This window comes from Burkholderia sp. Tr-20390, assembly GCF_017104595.1.
Classification (GTDB): Bacteria; Pseudomonadota; Gammaproteobacteria; order Burkholderiales; family Burkholderiaceae; genus Burkholderia.
On sequence record NZ_JAAGPC010000141.1, the window covers coordinates 1 to 22,610 of the forward strand.

11 protein-coding genes and 6 pseudogenes are annotated in these 22,610 nt (G+C 59.5%); 8 read left to right on the plus strand and 9 right to left on the minus strand.

The window, feature by feature from the left end; all coding sequences use genetic code 11:
• From G3N98_RS28955 to G3N98_RS28970, 4 genes and pseudogenes are all read left to right on the plus strand, one after another.
• Positions 1-405: pseudogene (locus tag G3N98_RS28955) on the plus strand (hypothetical protein); the annotation flags it as partial.
• Positions 406-411: 6 nt separating this feature from the next.
• Positions 412-1,623: pseudogene (locus tag G3N98_RS28960) on the plus strand (PHP domain-containing protein); the annotation flags it as partial.
• Positions 1,624-1,836: 213 nt separating this feature from the next.
• Positions 1,837-4,986, plus strand: a complete 3,150-nt coding sequence (locus G3N98_RS28965) for an error-prone DNA polymerase (protein WP_206150054.1) — start codon at positions 1,837-1,839, stop codon at positions 4,984-4,986.
• Between the two features lie 27 nt (positions 4,987-5,013).
• A complete protein-coding gene (locus tag G3N98_RS28970) occupies positions 5,014-6,582 on the plus strand; it encodes a hypothetical protein (RefSeq protein ID WP_206150055.1) in 1,569 nt (522 codons plus the stop codon).
• A 67-nt stretch (positions 6,583-6,649) separates the two neighbouring features.
• Here the strand turns inward: G3N98_RS28970 and G3N98_RS28975 are convergent, their stop codons facing one another.
• Positions 6,650-7,087, minus strand: coding sequence for a hypothetical protein (locus tag G3N98_RS28975; protein ID WP_206150056.1), 438 nt, complete (start codon positions 7,085-7,087; stop codon positions 6,650-6,652).
• Positions 7,088-7,196: 109 nt separating this feature from the next.
• On the opposite strand from G3N98_RS28975, the pseudogene G3N98_RS28980 reads away from it, so the two are divergent.
• Positions 7,197-7,466, plus strand: a pseudogene (locus G3N98_RS28980) (OB-fold nucleic acid binding domain-containing protein); the annotation flags it as partial.
• A gap of 10 nt (positions 7,467-7,476) precedes the next feature.
• Here the strand turns inward: G3N98_RS28980 and G3N98_RS28985 are convergent.
• The 3 genes and pseudogenes from G3N98_RS28985 to G3N98_RS28995 form a co-directional block, all read right to left on the minus strand.
• Positions 7,477-8,028, minus strand: coding sequence for a hypothetical protein (locus G3N98_RS28985; RefSeq protein WP_206150057.1), 552 nt, complete (start codon positions 8,026-8,028; stop codon positions 7,477-7,479).
• A 22-nt stretch (positions 8,029-8,050) separates the two neighbouring features.
• A pseudogene (locus G3N98_RS28990) lies at positions 8,051-8,636 on the minus strand (helix-turn-helix domain-containing protein); the annotation flags it as partial.
• Positions 8,637-8,759: 123 nt separating this feature from the next.
• A complete protein-coding gene (locus tag G3N98_RS28995; RefSeq protein WP_346779112.1) occupies positions 8,760-9,446 on the minus strand; it encodes a response regulator transcription factor in 687 nt (228 codons plus the stop codon).
• Positions 9,447-9,779: 333 nt separating this feature from the next.
• On the opposite strand from G3N98_RS28995, the gene G3N98_RS29000 reads away from it, so the two are divergent.
• A complete protein-coding gene (locus G3N98_RS29000; protein ID WP_206150060.1) occupies positions 9,780-12,284 on the plus strand; it encodes an ATP-binding protein in 2,505 nt (834 codons plus the stop codon).
• 76 nt (positions 12,285-12,360) lie between these two features.
• Here the strand turns inward: G3N98_RS29000 and G3N98_RS29005 are convergent, their stop codons facing one another.
• Positions 12,361-14,523, minus strand: a complete 2,163-nt coding sequence (locus tag G3N98_RS29005) for an ATP-binding protein (RefSeq protein ID WP_206150062.1) — start codon at positions 14,521-14,523, stop codon at positions 12,361-12,363.
• A gap of 602 nt (positions 14,524-15,125) precedes the next feature.
• On the opposite strand from G3N98_RS29005, the pseudogene G3N98_RS29010 reads away from it, so the two are divergent.
• A pseudogene (locus G3N98_RS29010) lies at positions 15,126-15,287 on the plus strand (integrase core domain-containing protein); the annotation flags it as partial.
• A gap of 102 nt (positions 15,288-15,389) precedes the next feature.
• Here the strand turns inward: G3N98_RS29010 and G3N98_RS29015 are convergent.
• The 4 genes from G3N98_RS29015 to G3N98_RS29030 all read right to left on the minus strand — a co-directional run bounded on the left by G3N98_RS29015 (position 15,390) and on the right by G3N98_RS29030 (position 20,703).
• Positions 15,390-16,406: a fimbrial protein gene (locus tag G3N98_RS29015; RefSeq protein WP_206150063.1), complete on the minus strand. Its 1,017-nt coding sequence runs from the start codon at positions 16,404-16,406 to the stop codon at positions 15,390-15,392.
• Positions 16,407-16,506: 100 nt separating this feature from the next.
• Entirely contained in the window at positions 16,507-19,104 is a 2,598-nt protein-coding gene (locus tag G3N98_RS29020; protein ID WP_241026130.1) for a fimbria/pilus outer membrane usher protein, read from the minus strand.
• 191 nt (positions 19,105-19,295) lie between these two features.
• A complete protein-coding gene (locus G3N98_RS29025) occupies positions 19,296-20,036 on the minus strand; it encodes a fimbria/pilus periplasmic chaperone (protein WP_206150065.1) in 741 nt (246 codons plus the stop codon).
• A gap of 112 nt (positions 20,037-20,148) precedes the next feature.
• Positions 20,149-20,703, minus strand: a complete 555-nt coding sequence (locus G3N98_RS29030; protein ID WP_241026131.1) for a type 1 fimbrial protein — start codon at positions 20,701-20,703, stop codon at positions 20,149-20,151.
• A 564-nt stretch (positions 20,704-21,267) separates the two neighbouring features.
• On the opposite strand from G3N98_RS29030, the pseudogene G3N98_RS29035 reads away from it, so the two are divergent.
• Positions 21,268-22,610 (plus strand): annotated as a pseudogene (locus tag G3N98_RS29035) (error-prone DNA polymerase); the annotation flags it as partial.

The window sequence follows — 22,610 nt, forward strand, 5'->3', positions numbered from 1 at the left end:
TCGCACACCACCCCCAGCCCTACCCCTCTTCCCCTGCCCGCCCCTCGTCGGCCCCCCCCCGTCGCCGATCACCGGCCCGAGGCGGCGAACCGCTGGCTGCCGCTCGATGCGCAGGCCGGCAAGCCGGCTCCCGGGCCGCCCGCCGTGCCGCCGAGGCCTGCGTGGTTGCTGGCGGAGCCGCTGCCGCTGTTGATGCGCGGGGAGCGGCCGGTATTTCATACGCCGCTGAGGATGATGTCGTCATCGGAGCGGATCGATGCGGGATGGTTCGACGGTCAGCGTGAAAGGCGCGACTACTACGTCGCGCAGGATGAAGCCGGTGCGTGCTACTGGGTCTTTCAGGAACTGCCGAGCGGAAGCAGCGGAATCGAGCCGCGCTGGTTCCTGCACGGCCTGTTCGGGTGAGCGGTGATGGTTGCGGAATTCAGCTGGTTGCCCGATTACGCGGAGTTGTTCTGCCGTTCGAACTTTTCGTTCCTGCATGGCGCGTCGCATGCGGAGGAACTGGTCGAGCGCGCGTTCGAGCTCGGCTATCGCGGGATCGCGATCACCGACGAATGCTCGCTTGCAGGCGCGCCGCGCATGCACGTCGCGGCGAAGGCAAAAGGGCTGCCGCTCGTCATCGGGTCGTATTTCGACGTCACGCCGGATGAAGTCGCACCCGGCCACGATCCGGGCCCCGGCGCGTTCGGGCTCGTGTTGCTGGCGCAGAACCGCGAGGGCTACGGCAACCTGTCCGAGCTGATTTCGTGGCGGAGGATGGCGTCGCCGAAGGGGACCTACAAGCTGACATCGCGGATGCTGTCGGCGCCGCCGGCGGAGTTTGCACACTTGCGCGGCATACCTGACTGCTTCGCGATTCTCGTGCCGACGTATCCGGTGCGTACGGACGTGCTCGATGCGCAGATCGCGTGGTTTCGCGCGACGTTCGGCGAGCGGGCGCGGCTCGGGCTCGTGCAACTGCAGCGCGCGCTGGACGGTGCGCAGCGCGAGGAGATTCGTGCGGCCGGCGAGCGGCGTGGCGTGCGTGTCGTCGCGCTGGGCGACGTGACGATGCACCGACGCTCGTGCAAGGCATTGCAGGACGTGATGACGGCGATCCGCGTCGGCATGCCGGTTTCGGAGTGCGGGTATGCGCTTGCGCCGAATGCGGAACAGCATTTGCGTGGGCGGAACCGGATCGGGAATCTGTTCTCGCCGGAGGAGATTGCGCAGACGTGCGCGATTCTCGATGCGTGTCACTTCGAACTCGACACGCTGCGCTACGAGTATCCCGACGAGATCGTGCCCGAAGGTCATACGCCAACGAGTTATCTGGCACAGGAAACCAGGGCAGGCGCGCGTCGTCGTTATTCCGGAGATGTGCCAGAGCATGTCTGGGAACGAATCGACTATGAATTGACGTTGATCGCAAAGCTCAGCTATGAGCCGTTCTTCCTGACTGTCTATGACATCGTCAAGTACGCACGTAGTCAGAACATCCTGTGTCAAGGGCGAGGTTCGGCGGCTAATTCGGTGGTTTGCTATTGCCTTGGCATTACCGAAGTAAGTCCCGATCAGAGCACGATGCTGTTCGAGCGTTTCATCAGCGAGAAACGGGGTGAGCCGCCTGATATCGACGTATATGGAACCCTGTTTTCTACCGATGAGCGGCACGCTTGCCTGTCAGCCTTTTGTCTCGGTACTTCACCCCCTTAGATGAATCGGTAGATATACGGAATCAATCGGGATAGCGCGAAAGAGCATCGTTTTCCAGGGCGTCGGCGCACACAGTGCGCTCGGATGTCTAAGGGGTGCCCTGTTCGATGGAAATGTTCTGCATCGGTTGTACATCTCATGGCCACATTGCCTCTCTCGTTGCCGGCATATGCCGAACTCTTCTGCTTATCGAACTTCACCTTCTTGGAGGGGGCTTCGCATGCGGAGGAGTTGGTCAAGCGAGCCGCTCAACTGGGTTACTCCGGGATTGCCATCACGGACGAATGTTCTTTGGCGGGGGTTGTACGGGCGCATGTAGCGGCCAAGGATCTAAATTTTCCGTTGGTTATCGGGTCGTACTTCAAGCTGACTCAGGCCGATTCGTCTCCTGCCCTTGACCTGATCTTGCTTGCCCAGAACCGCGAAGGGTATGGCAATCTATCCGAGCTCATCACGCTGGCACGCATGCGCTCACCTAAAGGTGGATATCGCCTTACGCCACAGGACCTCTTGAAACCGGAGAAGGCGTATGCCCATTTGAGAGGCATGCCAGGGTGCCTCGCGATCCTGATTCCCAAGTTCCCCGCGAAACCGGAAGCGCTGGACGCTCAAGTTGAGTGGCTGTTGGAGACATTCCCAGGACGTGCATGGGTTGGCCTATGTCTGCATCAGCGCGCAATGGACAATCCTCATGCTGGTGTTGTCGAGCACATAGCGTATGGCAACGGTGTCCCAGTCGTTGCAGTCGGGCATGTAACCATGCACGTCCGTTCCAGGAAGCCGCTGCAGGACACAATGACGGCGATCCGGATAGGCAAGCCCGTTGCAGAGTGCGGCTATGAGCTTGCACCGAATGCCGAGCAGCATCTGCGGTCGCGGATGCGCTTGGCGCATCTCCATCATCCAAACGCGTTAAACGAGACGGTCGCGATTCTTTCACGTTGCGAGTTCTCGCTCGATGAGTTGCGTTACGAGTATCCCGATGAGCTAGTGCCGGCCGGGCTCACACCAACCGAATATCTGCGACAAGAAACATACATTGGAGCGCATCGTCGCTTCTCGAACGGCATCCCTCTCAACGTGCAGGCGCAGCTCGAACATGAGCTAGCGCTCATCACGGAATTGAGCTACGAGCCATATTTTTTGACGGTGTACGACATCGTCAAATTCGCACGTAGCGAAGGAATTCTCTGTCAGGGGCGCGGGTCAGCAGCCAATTCCGCGGTCTGTTATTGCCTTGGCATAACGGAGGTGGATCCTGCGCGATCGACGATGCTGTTCGAACGGTTCATCAGCCGGGAACGCAATAGTCCACCGGACATAGATGTCGATTTCGAGCATCAAAAGAGAGAAATCGTTATGCAATACATCTATCGAAAGTATGGGCGTGACCGCGCAGCTATCGCTGCCGCGGTATCGACTTACCGTGCACGAGGTGTGCTTCGGGACGTAGGGAAGGCAGTCGGTGTTGATGCGCAGATTGTCGATCGAGTTGCCAAGGCACATCACTGGTTCGACGGTACGGCAGACCTACTCGAGCGATTCTCGGAGTCAGGACTTGATCCATCAGCACCCATCATTCAAACGTGGGCATCGCTTGCTGCGCAGCTGTGTGGTTTTCCTCGACACCTTTCCCAGCACTCCGGTGGCTTTGTCATCAGTCGAGGCAAGTTGTCACGCCTTGTACCGATCGAGAACGCAGCAATGCAGGACCGTAGCGTGATTCAGTGGGATAAGGATGACCTTGAGTCGCTCGGGTTGCTCAAAGTGGATGTGTTGGCGTTGGGAATGCTGAGCGTCATTCGTCGGGCGCTTGATCTCATATCCTTGCACCGTGGTGAACCGTTTGAGATGCAGGATATCCCGTCAGAGGATCCGGAGACGTACGACATGATCTCGAACGCGGATACGGTTGGAGTATTCCAGATCGAGTCGAGAGCGCAACAGTCGATGTTGCCACGATTGAAGCCACGGACGTTCTACGACCTCGTGATTGAGGTGGCGATCGTGCGTCCTGGTCCGATTCAAGGTGGTGCTGTCCATCCGTACTTGAAGCGACGTCAAGGAATAGATCCGGTTAGCTATCCGAGCAAGGATCTGGAAACAGCACTAGCTCGAACGCTCGGCGTGCCGATCTTCCAGGAGCAAGTGATGCAGGTCGCAATTCTCGCGGCCGGTTTTTCTCCCGGGGAGGCCGACGGACTACGGCGCGCGATGGCAGCCTGGAAGCGCAAAGGCGGGCTGGAGCCCTATCACGATCGCCTGGTGAGTGGCATGTTGATACGAGGCTACGAAAGGGAATTTGCCGAAGCGATCTTTGCTCAGATAAAGGGGTTTGCCGACTATGGCTTCCCGGAAAGCCATGCGGCAAGCTTTGCGTTGCTTGTCTATGTCAGCAGTTGGTTGAAATGTCACGAACCAGAGGCGTTCCTTGTATCGTTACTGAATAGCCAGCCGATGGGGTTCTACTCGCCCTCACAGCTCATCCAGGACGCGAAACGTCATGGGGTTACGGTCTTGCCTGCAGACGTCGCGATCAGTAACTGGGAGTCGACTCTGGAATATCCAGAAGTAGGGTGTCGTCCCGTTGTTCGGCTTGGACTCTCTCTTCTGCATGGGATGCGAGCGGAGGCGGCTGATCGCATTGAAATGGCCCGAGCCGTTGGGCCTTTTTCGTCAACGATTGATCTGGCTCGGCGGGCTCAGCTGGATCGACATGATTTGCATGTTCTGGCTCGATCCGATGCACTTGCGTCGCTGGCCGGTGGTCGTCGAAGTGCGCTGTGGGAATCCGTTGTCGCTGCTCCGGACAAGGATCTACTTGCTTCAGCAAATGTGGTTGATGAAACACCAGATCTCGGATGGGCATCCGAAGGGGACGAGATACAGAGTGACTATCAATCTATGGGGCTGACGCTGCGACGACACCCTTTGGCGTTGCTGCGTCCGATGCTACATGAGAAGAAGCTCATGCCGGCCGCTACGTTAAACACCTACCCAAACGGAAGGCTTGCGCGGGGATGTGGGCTGGTCACCGTACGACAGCGGCCCGGAACTGCGAAAGGCGTAATCTTCGTCACGCTTGAGGACGAAACCGGAAACGTGAACGTTATTATCTGGCCGAAGTTGATGGAGATGCAGCGTAAGGAAATCCTTGGTGCTAGGCTGTTAGCGGCGTTGGGCGTTTGGCAAAGTGTTGACGGGGTGCAACATCTGGTTGCCAAACGTCTGGTGGATCTGTCCCATCTTCTAGGCGAGTTGCCGACGGTCAGTCGTAACTTTCACTAGAGAGAAATCAAGGAGGAGGCGCACACGATGTCGACACAAAGCGTCGAGAGCAGATGCATTTACTGTTCGAGCCTCGGGCCATTCAGTGACGAGCATATGATTCCTGCGGGGCTACGTACCTTGCTCTTGGCGAGAACAAGGGCATTTCCCTTGGCCGGGGACGCCGATGGGGGCGTTCGTGCAAAATTTGAGCGGCATGCGGGGCGGATAAGATTTCGCGAGATCACTGATCAGTTGAAGGAGATGATCCCGTTTGGCGGCAAGCACCTGGTGATAGCGCTGGAGACTATGGCCGGGTCCCTTCTAAGGGACACGCTCGTTGTGCTGGATGACTTTGAGCGCCTCAATGAGAAGATAAGAATGGAAGACCTAATGGGGCTTGTGTCGGAGCTCAGAGAGCAAGCCGGCTGCAAGATAATTATGGTCTTCAATGAAGACGTTTTGAGCGACGGCGCGAAGGAGAGTTACGCGCGCTATGCCGAGAAAGTTGTCGATCAAAAGTTGAAGTTCGTCATGTCACCGCAAGATGCGCTTGAGCTAGGTTTGCCGGACGATGTGCCATTGCGGAGCTTCGTGACGCAGCCGATCCAACATCTCGGGATCGCAAATATCAGGGTGATTCAGAAGATCGCAAGTGCGTTGCGGATGGTCTATCCCGTCATTGAGCATTGCTCTTCTGCCGTCCAGCAACAGGCAGCGATCTCGGTAGCTGTATTTGCGTGCGCCTTGTATGAAAGAGCTCGTGAGTTTCCGGAGCCGGAGGTGATACTCAAATACAACATGTTCACCTATCGGCGGAAGCTAGGTGAGGCCGGGCAAGAGACGGACAAAGAAGCCTGGGTCGAAAAACTCGAAGCGTGCGGCTTCACAAGTGCGGACGAGTTCGATGCCGCAATCCTCGATGCGATGAGCTGTGGGTACGTTCAAGGGACGGCGATCAGTGAGCACGCCGCGGGCCTGGACGAGGGAGTCGACCGCGCAAGGCTCGACGGGATCTTCACGGATGCATGGAATCTGTTTCACAACAGACTCGACGTGACCGCGGACGAGCTTGCCGACGCGTTTGTTAGCTCGGTAACTGCTGCTGCACGGGTGATTTCTCCGGTCAATCTGAACAGTACGGTGAAGGTGCTGCGCGAGCTCGGACTCGACGAGAAGGCGAACGAGATCATTGAGATCTACATCGAGCAACGAAAGGACACTCCAAGAGTCTTTGATATCGACCACCATTCACGACTCGGTGACGTCGATGACCCACGGACGCGCGAGCGATTTCTGGAAGTTTTCAACAGTTCTGACGACGCACTGACTTTGCAGGAAGCTGCCGACATCATCGTCGCGAATGAACATTGGGACGACCGGATTGTCCCGGCGTTCATTCGGGCAGACTCGGAGCAACTGGTCGAGCTACTCATGGCCAACCAAGGTGAAAAGTTGCCCAAACTGATCTCTGGAATGCTCAATTTGCAGGTCGGGATGGAGGATCGCGAGCGAGTCCGGGTGAACGTCGTGGGGGCTCTCACGGTAATTGGACAACAGTCCCGGTTGAACAGGCTGAAAGTGAAGCGATGGGGTGTTCATGTCGCTGATGCATGAACGACAACGTCCCGTCCAGAGGCGCACCACCGCAATTGCAGTGCCGACGGTAACTGATGCTCATCAATTACATCGCATGAGGGTCAAAATAGGCTTGCCATGTCATGGGATCGGCTTCTAATCCCGCAGCCTGCGTGAGCATCGCTCGAGCATCGTCAATCGTCGCAAATGCGAGCATGGCAATGAAGGCGTTGAAGTATGTGTTCCAGTCGGTCGATCCTAATGAAATCGCGCGTGCCAGGTGTTCATGTGCTTGTCCGTGCAAATGCAGGTCGCACAATACCGCTCCCAAGCAGGTCAGGACCGCCACATCGTCGGGCCTGCGTTGAAGTGCAGCCTCAAGCCGGGTTTGAGACTTCCGGAGAAGCTCATGATATGTCGCTGGGTTGCCCCAGGCTTGGTTCACGATTGCTTTCGCCGCAGTCAAATCTTCAATGTTCTTGTCGCTCACATCAACCTCGCCCTTATGATGCAGATGATGATGGAGCAAATGTTGCAGCAACAAATGCCTTCCACCCCGACGAAATAGATACCGAGAAACGATACACCTCGTGCTACGCATTTAGGAAGCCTGCGTCACCTACATCAATCGGTTTCCGGCCGCGGAAGACTATTCATGCGGATTGGTCACGGTACGGCAGCGGCCAGGCACGGCGAACGGCGTGCTGTTCATGACGCTCGAGGACGAGACGGGCCAGGTCAACGTGATCCTCTGGCCCGGACTGCTGGAGAAGTTTCGAAAGGAGGCGCTCGGCGCCGCGTTGCTCGCGGTATACGGCGTGTGGCAGGCCGAAGGAAAGGTACGGCACCTGATCGCGAGCAAGCTGGTCGACAGGACCGAGCTACTCGGCGCCCTACCGACGACGTCGCGGGAGTTTTGCTGACGGGAAGCCGTCAACGGACGATACCGTGCGCGGCCGCGACCGTATTGAAATACTGCGTCGCGAAACCGACGACGTCCAATATTGCCTTCCAGCCCCTCCCACCCAAGCTGGTCCCGTATATGTACATCGTCGGTGTCAGGTAGGACCGGCCGTTCGCGTTCACTTCCATGTCGAAGTGCCAGTGACTCGCGTGGATGATTTTGTTGCAATCTTCGCGCAACTCCAAATCGACTACTTCTTCTGGCCGGTCGACATTCCGGAGCAGCGTCCCGCAAGGGTCCGCAGCAAGGTCAAAGATTCGATCGTGCGCATCGTCAACAGCACGGGCTGTGACCGCGAGGCTCAACAGGATCCGCGAGATCTCGTCCTCCTCACATTCCTGCAGCCTGAAAAGCGGATCCCGCAGTTCAGCGTTATGCCCTTGCGCCGCCTCGATTCTGTCCGCGAATTCCTTACTCGCGAGAAAAATCGCCAGTAGCCGATGCAAGTCGATATACGTTTCCTGAATGTTGGGCAGATGTGCTCCCCGGCCCGCCCCCTGCGGTGGAATGTATTCCGCCATCGTGAGCACCCTCCTCTCAGAGTCGATCGGTCTGGATGCGCTGGATCGGAAACGGCATCTCCTCAATGACGCGATTAAGAAAAAGCAGCGTATTTCGGGCGTTTCTGCGTGGGTAGATTGCCAGTACCCGGAACCTAGAGCAGCCGTCGATCGCCGGTGTACTGGTACACGCCTCGAGCGATCTTCATTGTGTCCATCTGGACGCGGTCTCCAGGCACCGGCCGGCTATACCGTTTCGGCTGCGTCGGCCGCCGGGATCGAATCACCGGCTTTGCACCTGCTTCGCTCAAGATCTTGTGAATGGTCGCAAGGGATAGATCGCATTGCTCGTACAGTCTCAGTTCATACTGGATCCGCCGTGCGCCTTTGCGCTCGGTACGCAATCGGAGGATCGTTGCCCGATCAGCCTCGGATACCTTTCTGTTCGGGCTGCCGAGTGGGCGATGGCTTTGAGACTGCGAACCTGCTTCGCTAGATTCCTGATAGCGACGTAGCCATTTGCGAAGTGTCGGTCGAAAGATGCCACACCGTGCGCATACGAGGCCGGCATTACCCGTCTCGTGATACATGCGCACCCAACGTAATCGCGCGGCGATCTCTCGGTCCATCGCTTCATTTTAGTTGAAACGATGTCTATGAATCACACAGTTTAGCTGGCGCTACGACACCTGATTCCGCGCATGCCGATACGGCCGGTAGTGACTAGAGCCCCGCGACTCCCGCAGCCTCAATCAGGAATTGAGAGCATCCTCGACTAATTGGCGCGACGCGAAAAGCTCTGCGTCTGTCCGTATGCCGAGCTTGCGAAACGCCGCCTGCTTTTGAGCACTGATCGTCTTGCGGCTACGCGAGAACTTTGACGCAATGTCCGTGACCGACATGCCGGCGAGAAAGCAGCGCAGGACCTCATGCTCGCGCGGGGTGAGCCCTACCTTTCCGTACGAAGCCAAATCGGTCGAGAGCACGGCGCCCACCGTCTCAGGCTCTATGTCTTTCGAGCGGGTATCGTGCGAGCTGCTCGATTCTATTCGCGCGGCAAGATCGGCGCTGACATATGGTCGTCCACTAGCGACGACTCGTATGGCGTGGGCGAGCTCGCCAAGTCCCTCGCTTTTGCCGAAGAAGCCGAGGGCGCCGGCGCGCATCGTCATCTTCACGGTAGCAGCCGTGTCGCTGCTCGAGGTCATCAGAATGCGGCAGCCGGGAAATCGCGTATTCAGCAACTTGACGAGGTTAAGGCCGTCGATCTCGCCCGGACCGAGCGTGTAATCGAGCAATAGGACATCAGTGCGATTCATTTCGAGCCAGCGAATCAGATCGCGCGATTTCGCGAAACTCGCCACTACTTCGATGCCGGTCTTCTCGGTCAGGAAACTGGCGATCCCGTGCTGGACTACGGCGTGGTCGTCCAGGATCACGACACGGATCGGTTGGTGTTTTGACCTCATTGCTAACCCTTTCTCTATTTCAGAACGGCTGTGACCGGATGCGTCGCCGATCGTCGTGGTGCGCGACGGCCGGCGCCGTTCACTATCGATATCAGTTCAACGATTTTCCGGTTAGATTTTACCCTCGCAGGTTAACTCCCTCCCCATTTCTTTCCTCTGGAAAATCCACGTGGCGTTGCGCTTCTGTTGCCTGTCCTCTATGATGTCAGGTTAAGTTTTTGGTGCCAGTCGCGCGGGCTAGAGCGCCACGGCGCGGCCGATGCGGTGGCAATCCCGCCGACAACGGGAGGAGAGGACACCAGCATGGTAAGGTGGAAGGGTCGCGCCGTCCTGATCGGCATCGTGATCGGGCTGCTCCCAGCGCCCGGGCAGTCTGCCGACGCGCCGCAGTTTACAGCCGAAGAAAAGGCGTGGATCGCTGCGCATCCCGTCGTTCGAACCCGAATCGATGCGAAATGGCGCCCGTTCGAGTTTCGAGAGAACGGCAAGGTCGTTGGCGTGGTGCCATCGTTTCTCGATGCAGTCGCGAAAATCAGCGGGTTGCGCTTCGAGTACGTCGACGATGTCGCGTGGCGCGACTCTCTGGAGGCGTTGCGCTCAGGCCGCATCGACATTATCCCCGACATCCCGTGGCGCAGCGTGTCCGACATACCGGATCCGCGCCCTGCAGGCGCCGTCTCCGGCACTATCGCGCGCGGCGACACCGGCGGTGCTCACAGTGAGATCATCATTACTCGCCCCTATTTCGTTGGGACGGTGAGCGTGGTCGGCCCCGAGCACCTGAGTCTGTTCATCTCCTTTCGCGATCTTGCTGGCCGACGTGTCGCGATCAAGGGCGGCGGGGCACTCGAAGCCGCGATCCGCCATGGCAACATTCCGGTGACGTTGCTCACCTACGAAGACGAACGCGACGCGCTTGCCGCCGTCTCCGACGGCAATGCAGATGTCGCCATTGGTCCTGACTTGTCGATTCTGCCGCTGATCCAGCGGCAATACCGCAACAAACTGTTCGTGACCGGCGGTCTACCGGATACCGCGTATGCGCTCGCGATCGCCACACGCCGTGATATGGCCGTGCTCGCGTCAATTCTTGACAAGTCACTAGTAGCGATTTCCGCGCGCGACGCCGAAACCATTACTCAACAGTGGATCCAATCGGCTGATTACGGAAAGCCGTCGCTGCGCTCGATCCTGTACTACCGTCGCTGGCAGGTGGTGGCCGCTGGCGCAAGCCTGCTGGCCTTGGTGGTGATTACATTCGCCTCGTGGCGCTCACGCGTCGCGGCAGTGCGCAGCGAGCGCGACAAGGCGATGTTCTTCGCGTTCATCAGCCATGAAATTCGCACGCCGATGCAAACGATTCTATCGTCACTGGAACTGCTGCAGCGCTCCCAGCTCCCGCCGAATCAGGCCGACCGCGCGGACGCCGCGATTGCCGCGTCGGAGTCGCTGCTGACGCTGCTCGACGACATCCTGGAATACGCGCGCCTCGAATCGCACAACCTGACGCTCGCGCCCGAGCCGACGCGCGTCGTTCCGTGGATTCAGCGCAGCGCGGACATGGTGCGCTGGCGAGTCGACGAGAAGCGCTTGAGCCTCGCGCTCGAACTCGCGTGCCCGCCCGGGCTGTGCGTACTGATCGACCCGGTGCGTACGCGGCAGATCGTGCTGAATCTGCTCGTCAATGCGATCAAGTTCACGTCGGCCGGCTCGGTGACGTTGCGCGTCGACTATCTCGAAGGCAAGCGCGAGAGCGCCGGCTCGCTCGTACTCGAAGTCCGCGATACTGGCATCGGCATTGCGCCGGAGTACCAGCGCCGCATCTTCGAACACTATCAGCGCGTCGAGCACGCCGGCAATCGGCGCGTCAGCGGCAGCGGGCTGGGGCTGGCGATTTGCCGCAGCCTCGTCGACTTGATGAAAGGCGTCGTCACCGTCAGCAGCAGCTCCGACAAAGGCACGATCTTCACCGTGATCCTGCCGGCAAGGCGCATGGCGCATACGCCGTCGCCCGCGATGGCGGACACGCGCGCAGCGACGGCCGAACCGGTGCCGCCAGAGCCCGCGCAGGAGTCACCCAACTCCGGCTCGCCACCACCTGCAGACGGAGGCCCGTTGATCCTAGTGGTCGACGACCATGAAGCAGTGCAGCACGCGATCCGGCATCAGCTCGACGCGTTCGCATGCCGTTCGGTCGTCGCAGGCACCGGCGCGCAGGCGCTCGCGCAGTTCGCGGGCACGGCGTTCGACATGGTGCTGCTCGACTGCGACCTGCCCGACATCGACGGCTACACCGTGGTGCAGCGCATGCGCGACGACGAGCGGCAGTGGCAACGGACGCGCACGCCGATCATCGCGATCTCGGCCTCCACCGGCGACGCACACCGCGAACGCTGTTTCGACAGCGGCATGGATGGCGTGCTGTGCAAGCCGCTGCGGCTCGACGTGCTGCGCGAGATGATCGCTCTGTGGTGCCCGGTCGGCCCGCCGGGCGCCGCAGGTTCACCGACAGAGCAGCCGCGCACTGCGAAGCCCGACCTGCACGCGATCTACCGGCACAGCGTCGACGCGGATCTGGCGGCGCTCGACGACGCGCTGGCGAAGGGCGACGTCGAGCGTGCGCGCCATGCGTCGCACCGCATCACGGGAGCGGCGGCCATTGCCGGGCATGTGGTAACGAGCAAACTGGCAGCCGAACTGGAGCACCGGCTGCAGTTCGTGGCAGGCGGCATACCGCCTGCCATTCGTGCGCTGGGCGAGGACCTGTTACGCATCCACCGAGCCGACATGGGAGAGCCCGACGCGTGAGCGGCCAAAGGGCGCTAACACCGAGACCTAGGCGGTCCACGCAGATGCAACGCTGCCGACGCGGCGCTGGGTGATCCTATAGCGTCATAGATACATCCGGTGTGCCGCCCTCATCGAGCGGGCACCACGTGCCGATCGCCTGACGGAGCGTTGCAAGCCGCAGCGGCTTGCCGAGCACGCCGTTCATGCCGCTTTCCAAGCAACGCGCCTTGTGCGCATCGCACGACTCCGCCGAAATCGCGATGATCGGCACATGCCCGGTCTTTCGTGCCGCTTCTTCCTGACGGACCATGCGTGCGAGCGCATAGCCGTCGATGTCGGGCAGGTTGCAGTCGAGCAACACCATGTCGATGCGGCCGTGCGCGATGTGCCGCAACGCGTCTTCGCCCGTGCCGGCCACAATGCCGACACAGCCGAGCGCATCGCATTGATCCCGCAACGCGGCGCGCACCGTCTCGTGATCGTCGACGATCAGCACGCGTAGGGTGGCCCGCTGCAACGGCAAAGCTATCGCAGCGCTCGCCGCATCGGTTGAAGCCGGCGCCGGGCGCGGCGTTAGTGGCGGCGTTGCTTCCAGCGCCATCACCGGCAATTGCACGGTGAAGACAGTCTCGACGTGCGGCGTACTGTCGACCGCGATCGAGCCGCGCATCAATCCCACTAGCTCACGGCAGATCGCGAGGCCGAGTCCGCAGCCGCCGATGCCCGGTTGCGGCGCGCGATCAGCCTGCCAGTATGGTTCGAAGACATGGATGAATCGATCGGACGCGATGCCGATTCCGGTGTCGCGCACGTCGAGGCACAACGTGCCGTTGTGCCCGTGGCGTGCCGCCAGATAGCGGACGCGCAGCGTAACGGCCCCGGCCGCCGTGAAATTGATCGCGTTGACGAGCAGGTTCAGCGCGATTTGACGCACGCGAACGGGATCGATCGACACGTGCAACGACGGCGGCCCCGACACGTCGAGCGTCAACGTCAGCCCCTTTCGATCGGCACGCCAGCGCACCATGTCGACGGTTTGACGGGCCCACGCCTCGAGATCGACCGTCTGTGGCGACAGCGTGACCTTGCGCGACTCGAGGCGCGAGTAGTCAAGGATATCGTCGAGCAGCGTCAGCAGCGTTCCGGAAGCCGATACGGCCGCTTCCACCCGGCCCGCCTGCTGCACGGAAAGGTGCGAACGCTGCAGGAATTCGAGTGAGGACAAGACCGTCTGCATCGGTGTGCGGATCTCGTGACTGACGAAAGCCAGGAACATCGCCTTGTCGCGCTTGCTGCGGATGGCCGCCGCACGGGATTTCCACATCAGGTAAGCGAGCACCGCAAATGTCAGCAAGGTCAAGACGATCGCAAGAACCACCGGGGCGCGATAATGCACGATCGAGCGGATCGTTGGCTTGCCGTAGTCGCCCAGCTCTATCGACTCCCGCGTGATCCCGGCCGTCTCGCTGACCGGAATTGCCGCGAGCGACTTGTCGATGATCGATGCAAGGATCGGCAGATCGGCGCGCGTGAGCATTGCGAGCGACACCGGGCGGTCGGCCAGCATGCCGGAGATGTAGAGCTGGCCGGTGAATTTGCGCCGCATGATCGGCAGGATCGTGACGTCGACGCCGAGAGCGGCGTCGGCATCGCCGTTGGCGACGGCGGCAAGTGCGAGCTCTTCGGTGTCGAACGTCCGCACATCGAGCGGCACGCCGGTATGACGGACGAAGTACTCGACCGCACCGTGTCCCTTGATCGCTACGCGCCGGCCCCTCAAGCGGTGCAGCCCGAAGATCATCGCCGAGTCGTTACGGGTGACAACGGTCAGCCGGCCGACCAAGTATGGCGCGCTGACGAGCGCGCCGGGACCGATCCGGTCGGGCACGAGTTCGCGCCAGACGCCCGGGAGCAAATCGACCTTGCCGGCCGCGAGCGCATCGTACGCTTGCCCCCACTCGGTGCCTGGCACTGTCTCGAACACCAGGCCGGTCATCTTTGAGATCGCGCCCAGATAGCTCGCGACGAGCCCTGCGTGCCGGCCGTTGCGCATAAATTCGATCGGGTGCCAATGCGCCTCGACTGCGATATGAACAACCGGATGATCACTGATCCAGCGAAGTTCCTCGTTAGTGAAGATCGGCTTCCGGCACATGGTTGCAGCGCTCACACCAACCGATATCGTGAGTAAAACGAAAATCAATGCGAGACTAAGCACGCCCCAGCTCGGGGAGCGTTCCGCAAATTCTGCTTTCATGGTCGATCCGGCTGAATGGAAGATACAGCACGCCTATTTCGCGCACGCAACTCCGCAGGAAGGCCGGGGTGCCAGCCACATCAGTCAAATTCCGTCATGACGGCCCGCGGGAGTTGATATCAGGGGCGCAGTTGGCCGGATGACGCCGCAGCGTCCATAGCCGGCACAAACGGGTGCCAGACGGCGTCCGCAATGTGATTGCTGACGACCGCGTAAAGGCGATCCGTCAGCTTGTTGTTGTCCTTGCCCGGGTGCTTCCAGACAGATTGGATGGCCGCCTTGGACGCTCACGTCATTTCGCGTACGTAACGAGTGCTGCAAGTGCAACTGAGCCAGCGTTCCGCGCCGTCGCACCGGCTGTCGCAACACAATGCGTGACTAGGATTTTGGCTAATTTATAGACGCAGCAAAATAGGAATAGGACTAAAAATGTTACAAAATTGGCCGCGGGCATCGGATTAGTTGCGGCGTCTTAGAATACGGCGCCCGCCCCTGTTCGCGCATTGGACGCTCGGAGCCGCGGTTGGACGATAGGAGCTGTATGAGTCGAGAGGATCACATATAGTTCTAGGAGGGCCTGGCGGTGCGACTCCGCCGGACTACTCAACTATCTGCGGGCCTACGAGTCGGTCAGCCATGCCCGGCGCTCCATCGGCGATTACATCGAGCTGTACAAACAGAAGCGGCCCCATTCGAGCCTGGCGGATCAGACGCCGGATGAGACATGCTCCGCGACGCTTCCTGCGAACAAATCGGCAGCATGATTGTCGCGGACGTTCCACCTAAAAGCTCAGCAAACTGTCCGAAGGAGTGGGGCCACCTCTAAGCGAGTTGCATAAATTAGGCGGCAATTACCTTGACACGGACTACTGATAGCTCAACGTAAATGTCGCCCGCGCATTCGCGCTGCCCGGCTTAACGGTTGCCCCGGTTTGCACGTAGCGCGCGCTCAGCGGAACCGTCAGACTGACTTGTCCTTGTGCGACCCTTCCCGCGTACCACTGATTAGTGTTGCCGACGGCAGTGGAATCCGGCCCGAAGCCCAGCGGCGAGCCGTTTTTCAGAATCTGGACGCCGATCCCCGACGCGGTCGAGTCATTCGATAACGACAACGTTGTCGACGTATTGCCCGGCGCCGTCGCATCGGTGAGCGTCACGTAGGCGTTGGTCGACGTTCCCGCATTTCCGCCTGAGCAAGTCAGCGCGATGTCGAATGCGTGAGGGGTCGACGTCGTGCCGACGCTTTTGAATGACGACGCGAACACCGCGCCCATCGGCACAGCCACATTTGGTGTTGCGACCTTACAGGTCGGCACTTGGGGCTGGACGACGACAGGCGATGCGAAACGGAAGTCAATGAGGATTTGTCCATCCACTGTACCTACACGGGTTTGCATGAACGAACCGGTCAGCGTGCCGCCAGCCGAGATGTCGCCTGTCTTGATCAGCTGTATTAAATAACGAGCATTGTCCAAAAAAGTGGCGCTCGACCAAGTGGCGCTCCCAATTGGACCGGCCGTATAGGGGATTACGCGGTTCGAGGTGCCAACGTTGGTAATCCTAATGCCAATATTTGGAATTGATGTCGGATAAATGTTATTAATTTGTGACCCGACTCCTGTACGGACATAATACACCGCTGGGTTGCAAGCCACGGATGCCCCGCCGGCAGAGCTCTTTGTATTGGAAAACACAGCGTTGACATAGGCACCATAAATTACGCCACCAATCGCAGTTTTGCCAGGATCAAACGAAGGCGGTTTGAATCCCGAAGCATTCGCTATGTAGTAATCCGATCCATCGCTGGTAAATACTCTACAGACTGACCACGCTGAAGTTGGAAGACCCAGAAAAATACACGTCGCGGCAATCAGCAGTTTCATCGAAAAACTCTTATGTGCTTCCAAATCGTTCTCTCTGTATCAAATAGTAAAAAGCTGCCGATCGTCGTGTTCGCAGCACCCAGGCGGAGTCATCCGACGCTTATTGAGCGGCGTCAAGCGCGGCCACCGAGGTCTTGCACGTACCCTCGAACTGTTGATAGCCCTTCGATCGCTCGCTCTTTTTCCGCACCGGCAGGTCATAGGCAATCTGGCAGATCGAATAGTCGTCGTCGCCCCATTTCACCGTCAACACGCCCTTCTCGTTCAGGCCACGCGCCAGGATTTTGCTCGCCTGACCCACCACGCCAATGTCCTTGCCATTCTTGTCGAGCACCACCGCGCCGAACGGCAACGGCGTCCCGTCACCACGTCGGGCTTGGATCAAGGCGGAGCGGCCGGTGTCTGTCGCGAACTCCAGAAGCGGCACCGCGCCGGCCTGAGGTGCGACCTGCTGGCTGGTTTCCTTCAGCTCCACGTCGGTCGACAACCCTTTCGGATCGAGTTCGATCGTATTGACGCTGTACGGTGTCAGAAAAGGCACGATTGCATAACCACGTCCGTCCACCCTCACACCAGACGCGTTCGTGATGCGTGCACCGTCCGCGCCGGGCGCCTTGACGATCCCGAACGTTTCCGACAACGGTTGCGACAGCGTGATGCCGCCAGGGTGGACGACGATGGCACCGCGCGCACCGAGCGACGCTTGCTGGTTCTCCTCGCCACCGCCCACACTCGCGCTCAGTTCCGCAAACGAGCCGCGGTATGTCGCTGCGGCGCTGCCATTGGTGCTCGAGTTGCCGTGGCCCAACGAACGATTCGCGGTGAGGTTGTACGAGAACTGGTTGTCGACGCCCAGCGAACCGGACAATGCCGACTGGAACTGAGTGTTCCCGCCTGTATCGTGCGTGATGTTCCCTGACAGCATCATGGGTTGAGCCTTGCCAAGCGGGATTGTGACGCTCGCGTAAACCAACGTGCTCATCTGGCCGCCGACGCTGCGCTGCCGGGTAGCCGACAGGTTGTACGAAATATTGCGGAAGCTGTTGCTGTAGCCCGCCGAATAATTGATGTCCGAGCCCGGACGGTTCCAGTAGTTGGCAGCGGACGCGGTGATGCTGAGCTGTCCGCGCCTGTCGCCGAGCTGCTGGCCAAGTGTCAGCGAAGCGCGGTTGCGCTGGCGCCAGACGTTCGAGATCGTGCCGAATTCGCGTGCGGACTCCCGCGCGAGCATCGCGTCGTTCAAACCGAAATAGCCGCTCGTCGAGTAACGGTAAGCGGCAAGCGCGATGTCCGTGCCGGTCGCCTGCATCGACTTCGAGTAGCTGACCCGCATACTCGAACCGTTGAACCGTTTCATGCCCGGTATCGCAGTGGTTGCCTGCGTCAAGTCGGCACCGAATGCACCGATTGCCGTATTGAACGCCGCACCGAGCATTACCGACCCATAACCTTGCGCGATCGTGATGCCGCCGTACCCGGTCACCAAGTTAGTCAGGCCGCGCTGCCAGGTCGCCTGCGCGAACAACGGATTGCTCGAACTGCCCTCGGTGCGCACTGCGCCCGCGACAAAGCTGTAGCGGTTGGTGCCGGGGCGTAGCGACAGCGGCACCGCCGCATACGGGATCGAGAACGAGTGTACGGAGCCGTCCGATTCGGTCACGTCAACATTCAGGTCACCACCGTAGCCGGTTGGATACAGGTCGTTAATCTCGAATGCGCCAGGCGCGACACTGGTTTCGTAGAGCGTGACGCCGTTCTGCTTGATCGTGACTTTCGCGTTGCTGTTCGCGATGCCGCGCACAACTGGCGCATAGCCACGCAACGACTCGGGCAACATCCGGTCGTCGGTCGACAGTCGCACGCCCCGGAACTGGGTCGAATCGAACAATTCGCCGGACGTAAAAGTCTCGCCAACGACAAGCTGCGACGACAGCGCCGGCAGGTCGCGCTGCACATAGGTCGAGATGTCCTGATATTGGCGGCGACCACGCGCGTCCCACGTGTACGAACCGTCATGCCGAAAATGCCAGTTGCCGATGTTGAAGCCGGTGCTCAGGCCTACAAAGCCTTGCGTCTGAGACTGCGCGCCGCGCGACTTGAACGTATAAAGATTGGCGTTGTATCCGAACATCGCGACTGGGACGCCGGCGCTCCACTGATCGGGCGGTACGTAGCCACGCGCAGTTCGTATCATCGACGCTTGAGGAATACTTAGCGTCAACCTCTGCTCGGCGAAATCGAAGGCGGCGCTCGCATCCGGCACAACCTGCTCGATACGCAGGCACGTATGGTCGATAACGATCTGCTTGAGGACGTCGGCGGGTAATTTCGCGAAATCAAAACCGATGCTCCGCAGCAGTTGTTCGTCGAAGCAAGCTTGCGCATCCACCATGCCGGGAGCGGCCTTGAACGGCACGTCGACACGACCTATCCAGTCCTCACCGACGTAGAGGTCGAGGCTGTAGTTGCCCGATGAGACGACATTGCCCCGCCGGAATCGCGAGAGGTCGACTTGCCGCGAGCTGCCGTTACTCAGGAAGCCACTGTCGAACTCGACCTGCGTCACCTTGAGCGAGGTATCGTCGAGCGCGTGTGCGTCACCTTGCCACGCGACCAGGGCCGATGCCACCAACGCGCACATTGGCCTCAAGCGTAAAGCGTCACTGACATCTCCATCAGAGCGCGTGGTCATGGCCATTCCTGAATACTCCTTCCTCAAGATCGAATACCGAAAGCGGCAAAAAATGGGCAAAGCGCATCCACGCCTCGCCAGCGGCGGGGTTTATCCAATTCGAAAGGCGAATGCAGAGGGGGCGCGACCGTCTGCTGCTTGGTCAGGTGCGAGTACGTCGAAAATGGCTGTGTTGCGCAACCCATTTGCGCGATGCGTTACTCGTGATCGGAGACGGGCTGCTGTCCGTCGCGGCTAGCACCCCAATCGTCAATCGTGGAGAAATCGACCTTGGCATCCCCTGCGGGAACAAACGTCAGACCATCGATCGGAAACAATTTCGTACTACCTGGCAGTACGAAGCCCATCCGGGCATCGTATTTCGTGTCGCCCGACGTGAGTGCGACGCTACCGAAATTCACGACATAGGGCGTCGGGTTCGTCGCTTTCAGCGCATATTTTCCCTGCTCGCGCACGACTTCCCACTTCACCTGCTTGTGCGCGGTAGCCGCGCTACCGGGCAACCCATCGGGGCGGAACATGACCTTGATACGTGAGCGGAAGGCCATCTGCACCTTGTTGCGATCATCGTTCGCCGCGGCCTTCGGTGGAATTTCGAGCACGTTCAGCCAGAACAGACTTTCCTTGTCCGCCGGCAGCGGCTCCTTCGAGTAGATCAGGCGCAGTGTCTGGCCTTTTCCGGGTTCCATGCGGAACATCGACGGAGTCAGTATGAATGGCACGTCGATCTTGTCCGGCGATTCGTTTGCGCTGCCCTTGTCGAGCCACGTCTGGATCAGCGCGGGCGTCTTGCCTTCGTTTGTGATCTTTATCGTGACTTCACGCTCATGAGCCGGGAAAATTATGCGCGTTCCCGAGATCACGACACTGGCATGTGCGTGTGCGCTGAGCGCCGCTCCAATCAAGGCGAATGCCTTGAGTGATTTCAGTATGTTCATGTCGCGAGAATTTGATGGGTAACTACGGATTCGACGCGTCCTGTGACGTCAATCGAAAATGAACGAGCAGCTTCAGAAGGAGGCCTTACCGATGAAAGGCCTCCTTCGCGCGTTATTGGTAAGTCAGCGAGTATTGAACCTTCGAGTTCGCAGCACCCGCCGTCACCGCTCCGTTCGCGTAGTACTCGGCAAAATAGTTGAGCGTCGCGCTGCCGTCGCCGCCAATCGCAACCATCTGGGAGCCTTGGTCGCCCTGGAAGCCGACCTTGATCGGCTGTTGCCGGTCGTTCAAAACATTGATCTCCACATTGGAGGCTGCAGGTGCAGCTTCCGTGCCAGCATCCAGCGTAAGGCGCCCCGTTGCCTGATCGACGTTCGCTCCTGCTTCGAAGGCCACGCCCACCTTGGTCGGGTTGCCGTTACCGGTTGTACAGTTCGTCAGCGCGAGCGTGAACGGTGTGCGACCTGCCACCGTGCCGGGAGCGGGCAGCGCGGTGGTAGCGACCTTGGGCAGATTCACTGTCACGTCACCTTGGCCGCCGTTGATTTTGCAGGTCGACGAGACCACGCTACCGTTGATCGTGATCGTGCCATCCGAAGCATAGGCGGCCGACGCCGCAACGATGCTCACGGAAGCCAACATCACGGAGATGAGATTCTTACGCATTGCAGTTTTCATAGTTTTAATTCTTGAATAGACTAGTTAGGTTCACAGAGTTCGTACACTTATCGCCTTGATCGCTTATCGCACCATACGAGACACGATGGATCGCGGGAAACACGCTGCTCCGTATAAATGAAATAAAAGGCCTCACACTTCAGTGTGACCCCCTCATTCCCCTTTCATTGAAAGGCGCGTGTAGCGTCGCATACAGGGTCGTTCGTTACTATGAGAATCGGCCTAATTTTCTACGGATTCGATCAATCACCTGGACATTTAATCTTTTTTGACATTTCACATCTAACCCAACGGTGAGACACAATTCATGAACGGTGCATCACGCCCCGCCGTTCACGTCGAACGGTCACTCACCGGCCGGCGCTGGCATATCGTCTTCAGCACCTCGATGCCAATAGATGTGTTCAGGCGGTACCGTATAGAGCCGGATCAGTTGGTCAAGCGGCACGACGTGTTTTTTACTGTCTATCTATACATCTCTCTTTGCTGCCCAAAACAAACTCGACCTGCAAGTAAGAGGAATGCAATCGGTAGAGTGCAACTGGGTGCCATATCGACGTCGATTTCGAGCATCAGCGCCGGGAAGAGGTGATTCAACACATCTACAAAAAATACGGAAAGAATCGTGCCGCACTCGCGGCTGCCGTATCGACTTACCGTCCGCGCGGCGTGCTGCGCGAAACCGGCAAGGCTCTTGGCGTCGATCCGATGCTGGTCGATCGTGTCGCGAAGGGGCATCGCTGGTTCGACGGTAGCAGCGACCTGCTGCAGCAATTCTCGACGATCGGGCTCGATCCCGAGACGCCGCTCATCCAGTCATGGGCCAAACTTGCCGCGCGGCTCCTCAATTTTCCGCGTCATCTGTCACAGCACTCGGGCGGTTTCGTGATCAGCCGCGGCAAGCTCACGCGGCTCGTACCGGTCGAGAACGCCGCGATGGATGGGCGACGCGTGATCCAGTGGGATAAGGATGATCTCGAATCGCTCAGGCTGATGAAGGTCGACGTGCTCGCGCTCGGCATGCTGTCCGCCCTGCATCGCGCATTCGACATGCGCACTGCGTGGCGCGGGCCACCGCTGCCTGATGGGAAGCCATTCACACTGGAGCATATTCCTCAGGATGACAAAAAGACCTACGACATGATCTGTCGCGCCGATACGGTCGGCGTGTTCCAGATCGAATCGCGCGCGCAGATGTCGATGCTGCCGCGCCTTCGACCGATCAATTACTACGACCTCGTGATTCAGGTGTCCATCGTGCGGCCTGGCCCGATTCAGGGCGGCGCGGTGCATCCGTATCTGAAGCGGCGCAGGATCATGGCGGGCGAAGAGGAGGGCGAGGTGACTTACCCGAGCGACGCGCTCAAGGAAGTGCTCAAGCGTACGCTTGGCGTGCCGATCTTCCAGGAACAGGTGATGCAGATTGCGATCGTCGCGGCCGGTTTCACGCCCGGCGAAGCGGACGATCTGCGCCGCGCAATGGCTGCATGGAAGCGCAAGGGCAATCTCGAGAAGTACCACGACAAGATCGTCCACGGCATGCTCGAACGAGGCTACACACGTGAATTCGCCGAACAGATCTTCGAACAGATCAAAGGCTTTGGTGAATACGGCTTTCCCGAAAGCCACGCAGCCAGCTTCGCGAAACTCGCGTACGCCAGCAGCTGGCTCAAATGCCACGAACCGGCGATCTTCCTCGCCGCGCTGCTGAACAGCCAGCCGATGGGTTTCTACCCGCCGTCGCAGCTCGTGCAGGACGCGAAGCGGCACGGCGTGCAGGTGCGGCCGATCGACGTGACGCAAAGCAACTGGGAAGCATCGCTCGAAGCGCTGCCCGATCAGCCGCCGCCGCACGGCCAGCCGGCCGTGCGGCTCGGCCTGTCGCTCGTGCGGGG

Coding starts and splice junctions, on each gene's coding strand:
- G3N98_RS29025 (WP_206150065.1), bottom strand. CDS start 20,036: ATGAACATACTGAAATCACTCAAGGCATTCGCCTTGATTGGAGCGGCG.
- G3N98_RS28970 (WP_206150055.1), top strand. CDS start 5,014: ATGTCGACACAAAGCGTCGAGAGCAGATGCATTTACTGTTCGAGCCTC.
- G3N98_RS29030 (WP_241026131.1), bottom strand. CDS start 20,703: ATGCGTAAGAATCTCATCTCCGTGATGTTGGCTTCCGTGAGCATCGTT.
- G3N98_RS29020 (WP_241026130.1), bottom strand. CDS start 19,104: ATGGCCATGACCACGCGCTCTGATGGAGATGTCAGTGACGCTTTACGC.
- G3N98_RS28985 (WP_206150057.1), bottom strand. CDS start 8,028: ATGGCGGAATACATTCCACCGCAGGGGGCGGGCCGGGGAGCACATCTG.
- G3N98_RS29005 (WP_206150062.1), bottom strand. CDS start 14,523: ATGAAAGCAGAATTTGCGGAACGCTCCCCGAGCTGGGGCGTGCTTAGT.
- G3N98_RS29015 (WP_206150063.1), bottom strand. CDS start 16,406: ATGAAACTGCTGATTGCCGCGACGTGTATTTTTCTGGGTCTTCCAACT.
- G3N98_RS28965 (WP_206150054.1), top strand. CDS start 1,837: ATGGCCACATTGCCTCTCTCGTTGCCGGCATATGCCGAACTCTTCTGC.
- G3N98_RS29000 (WP_206150060.1), top strand. CDS start 9,780: ATGGTAAGGTGGAAGGGTCGCGCCGTCCTGATCGGCATCGTGATCGGG.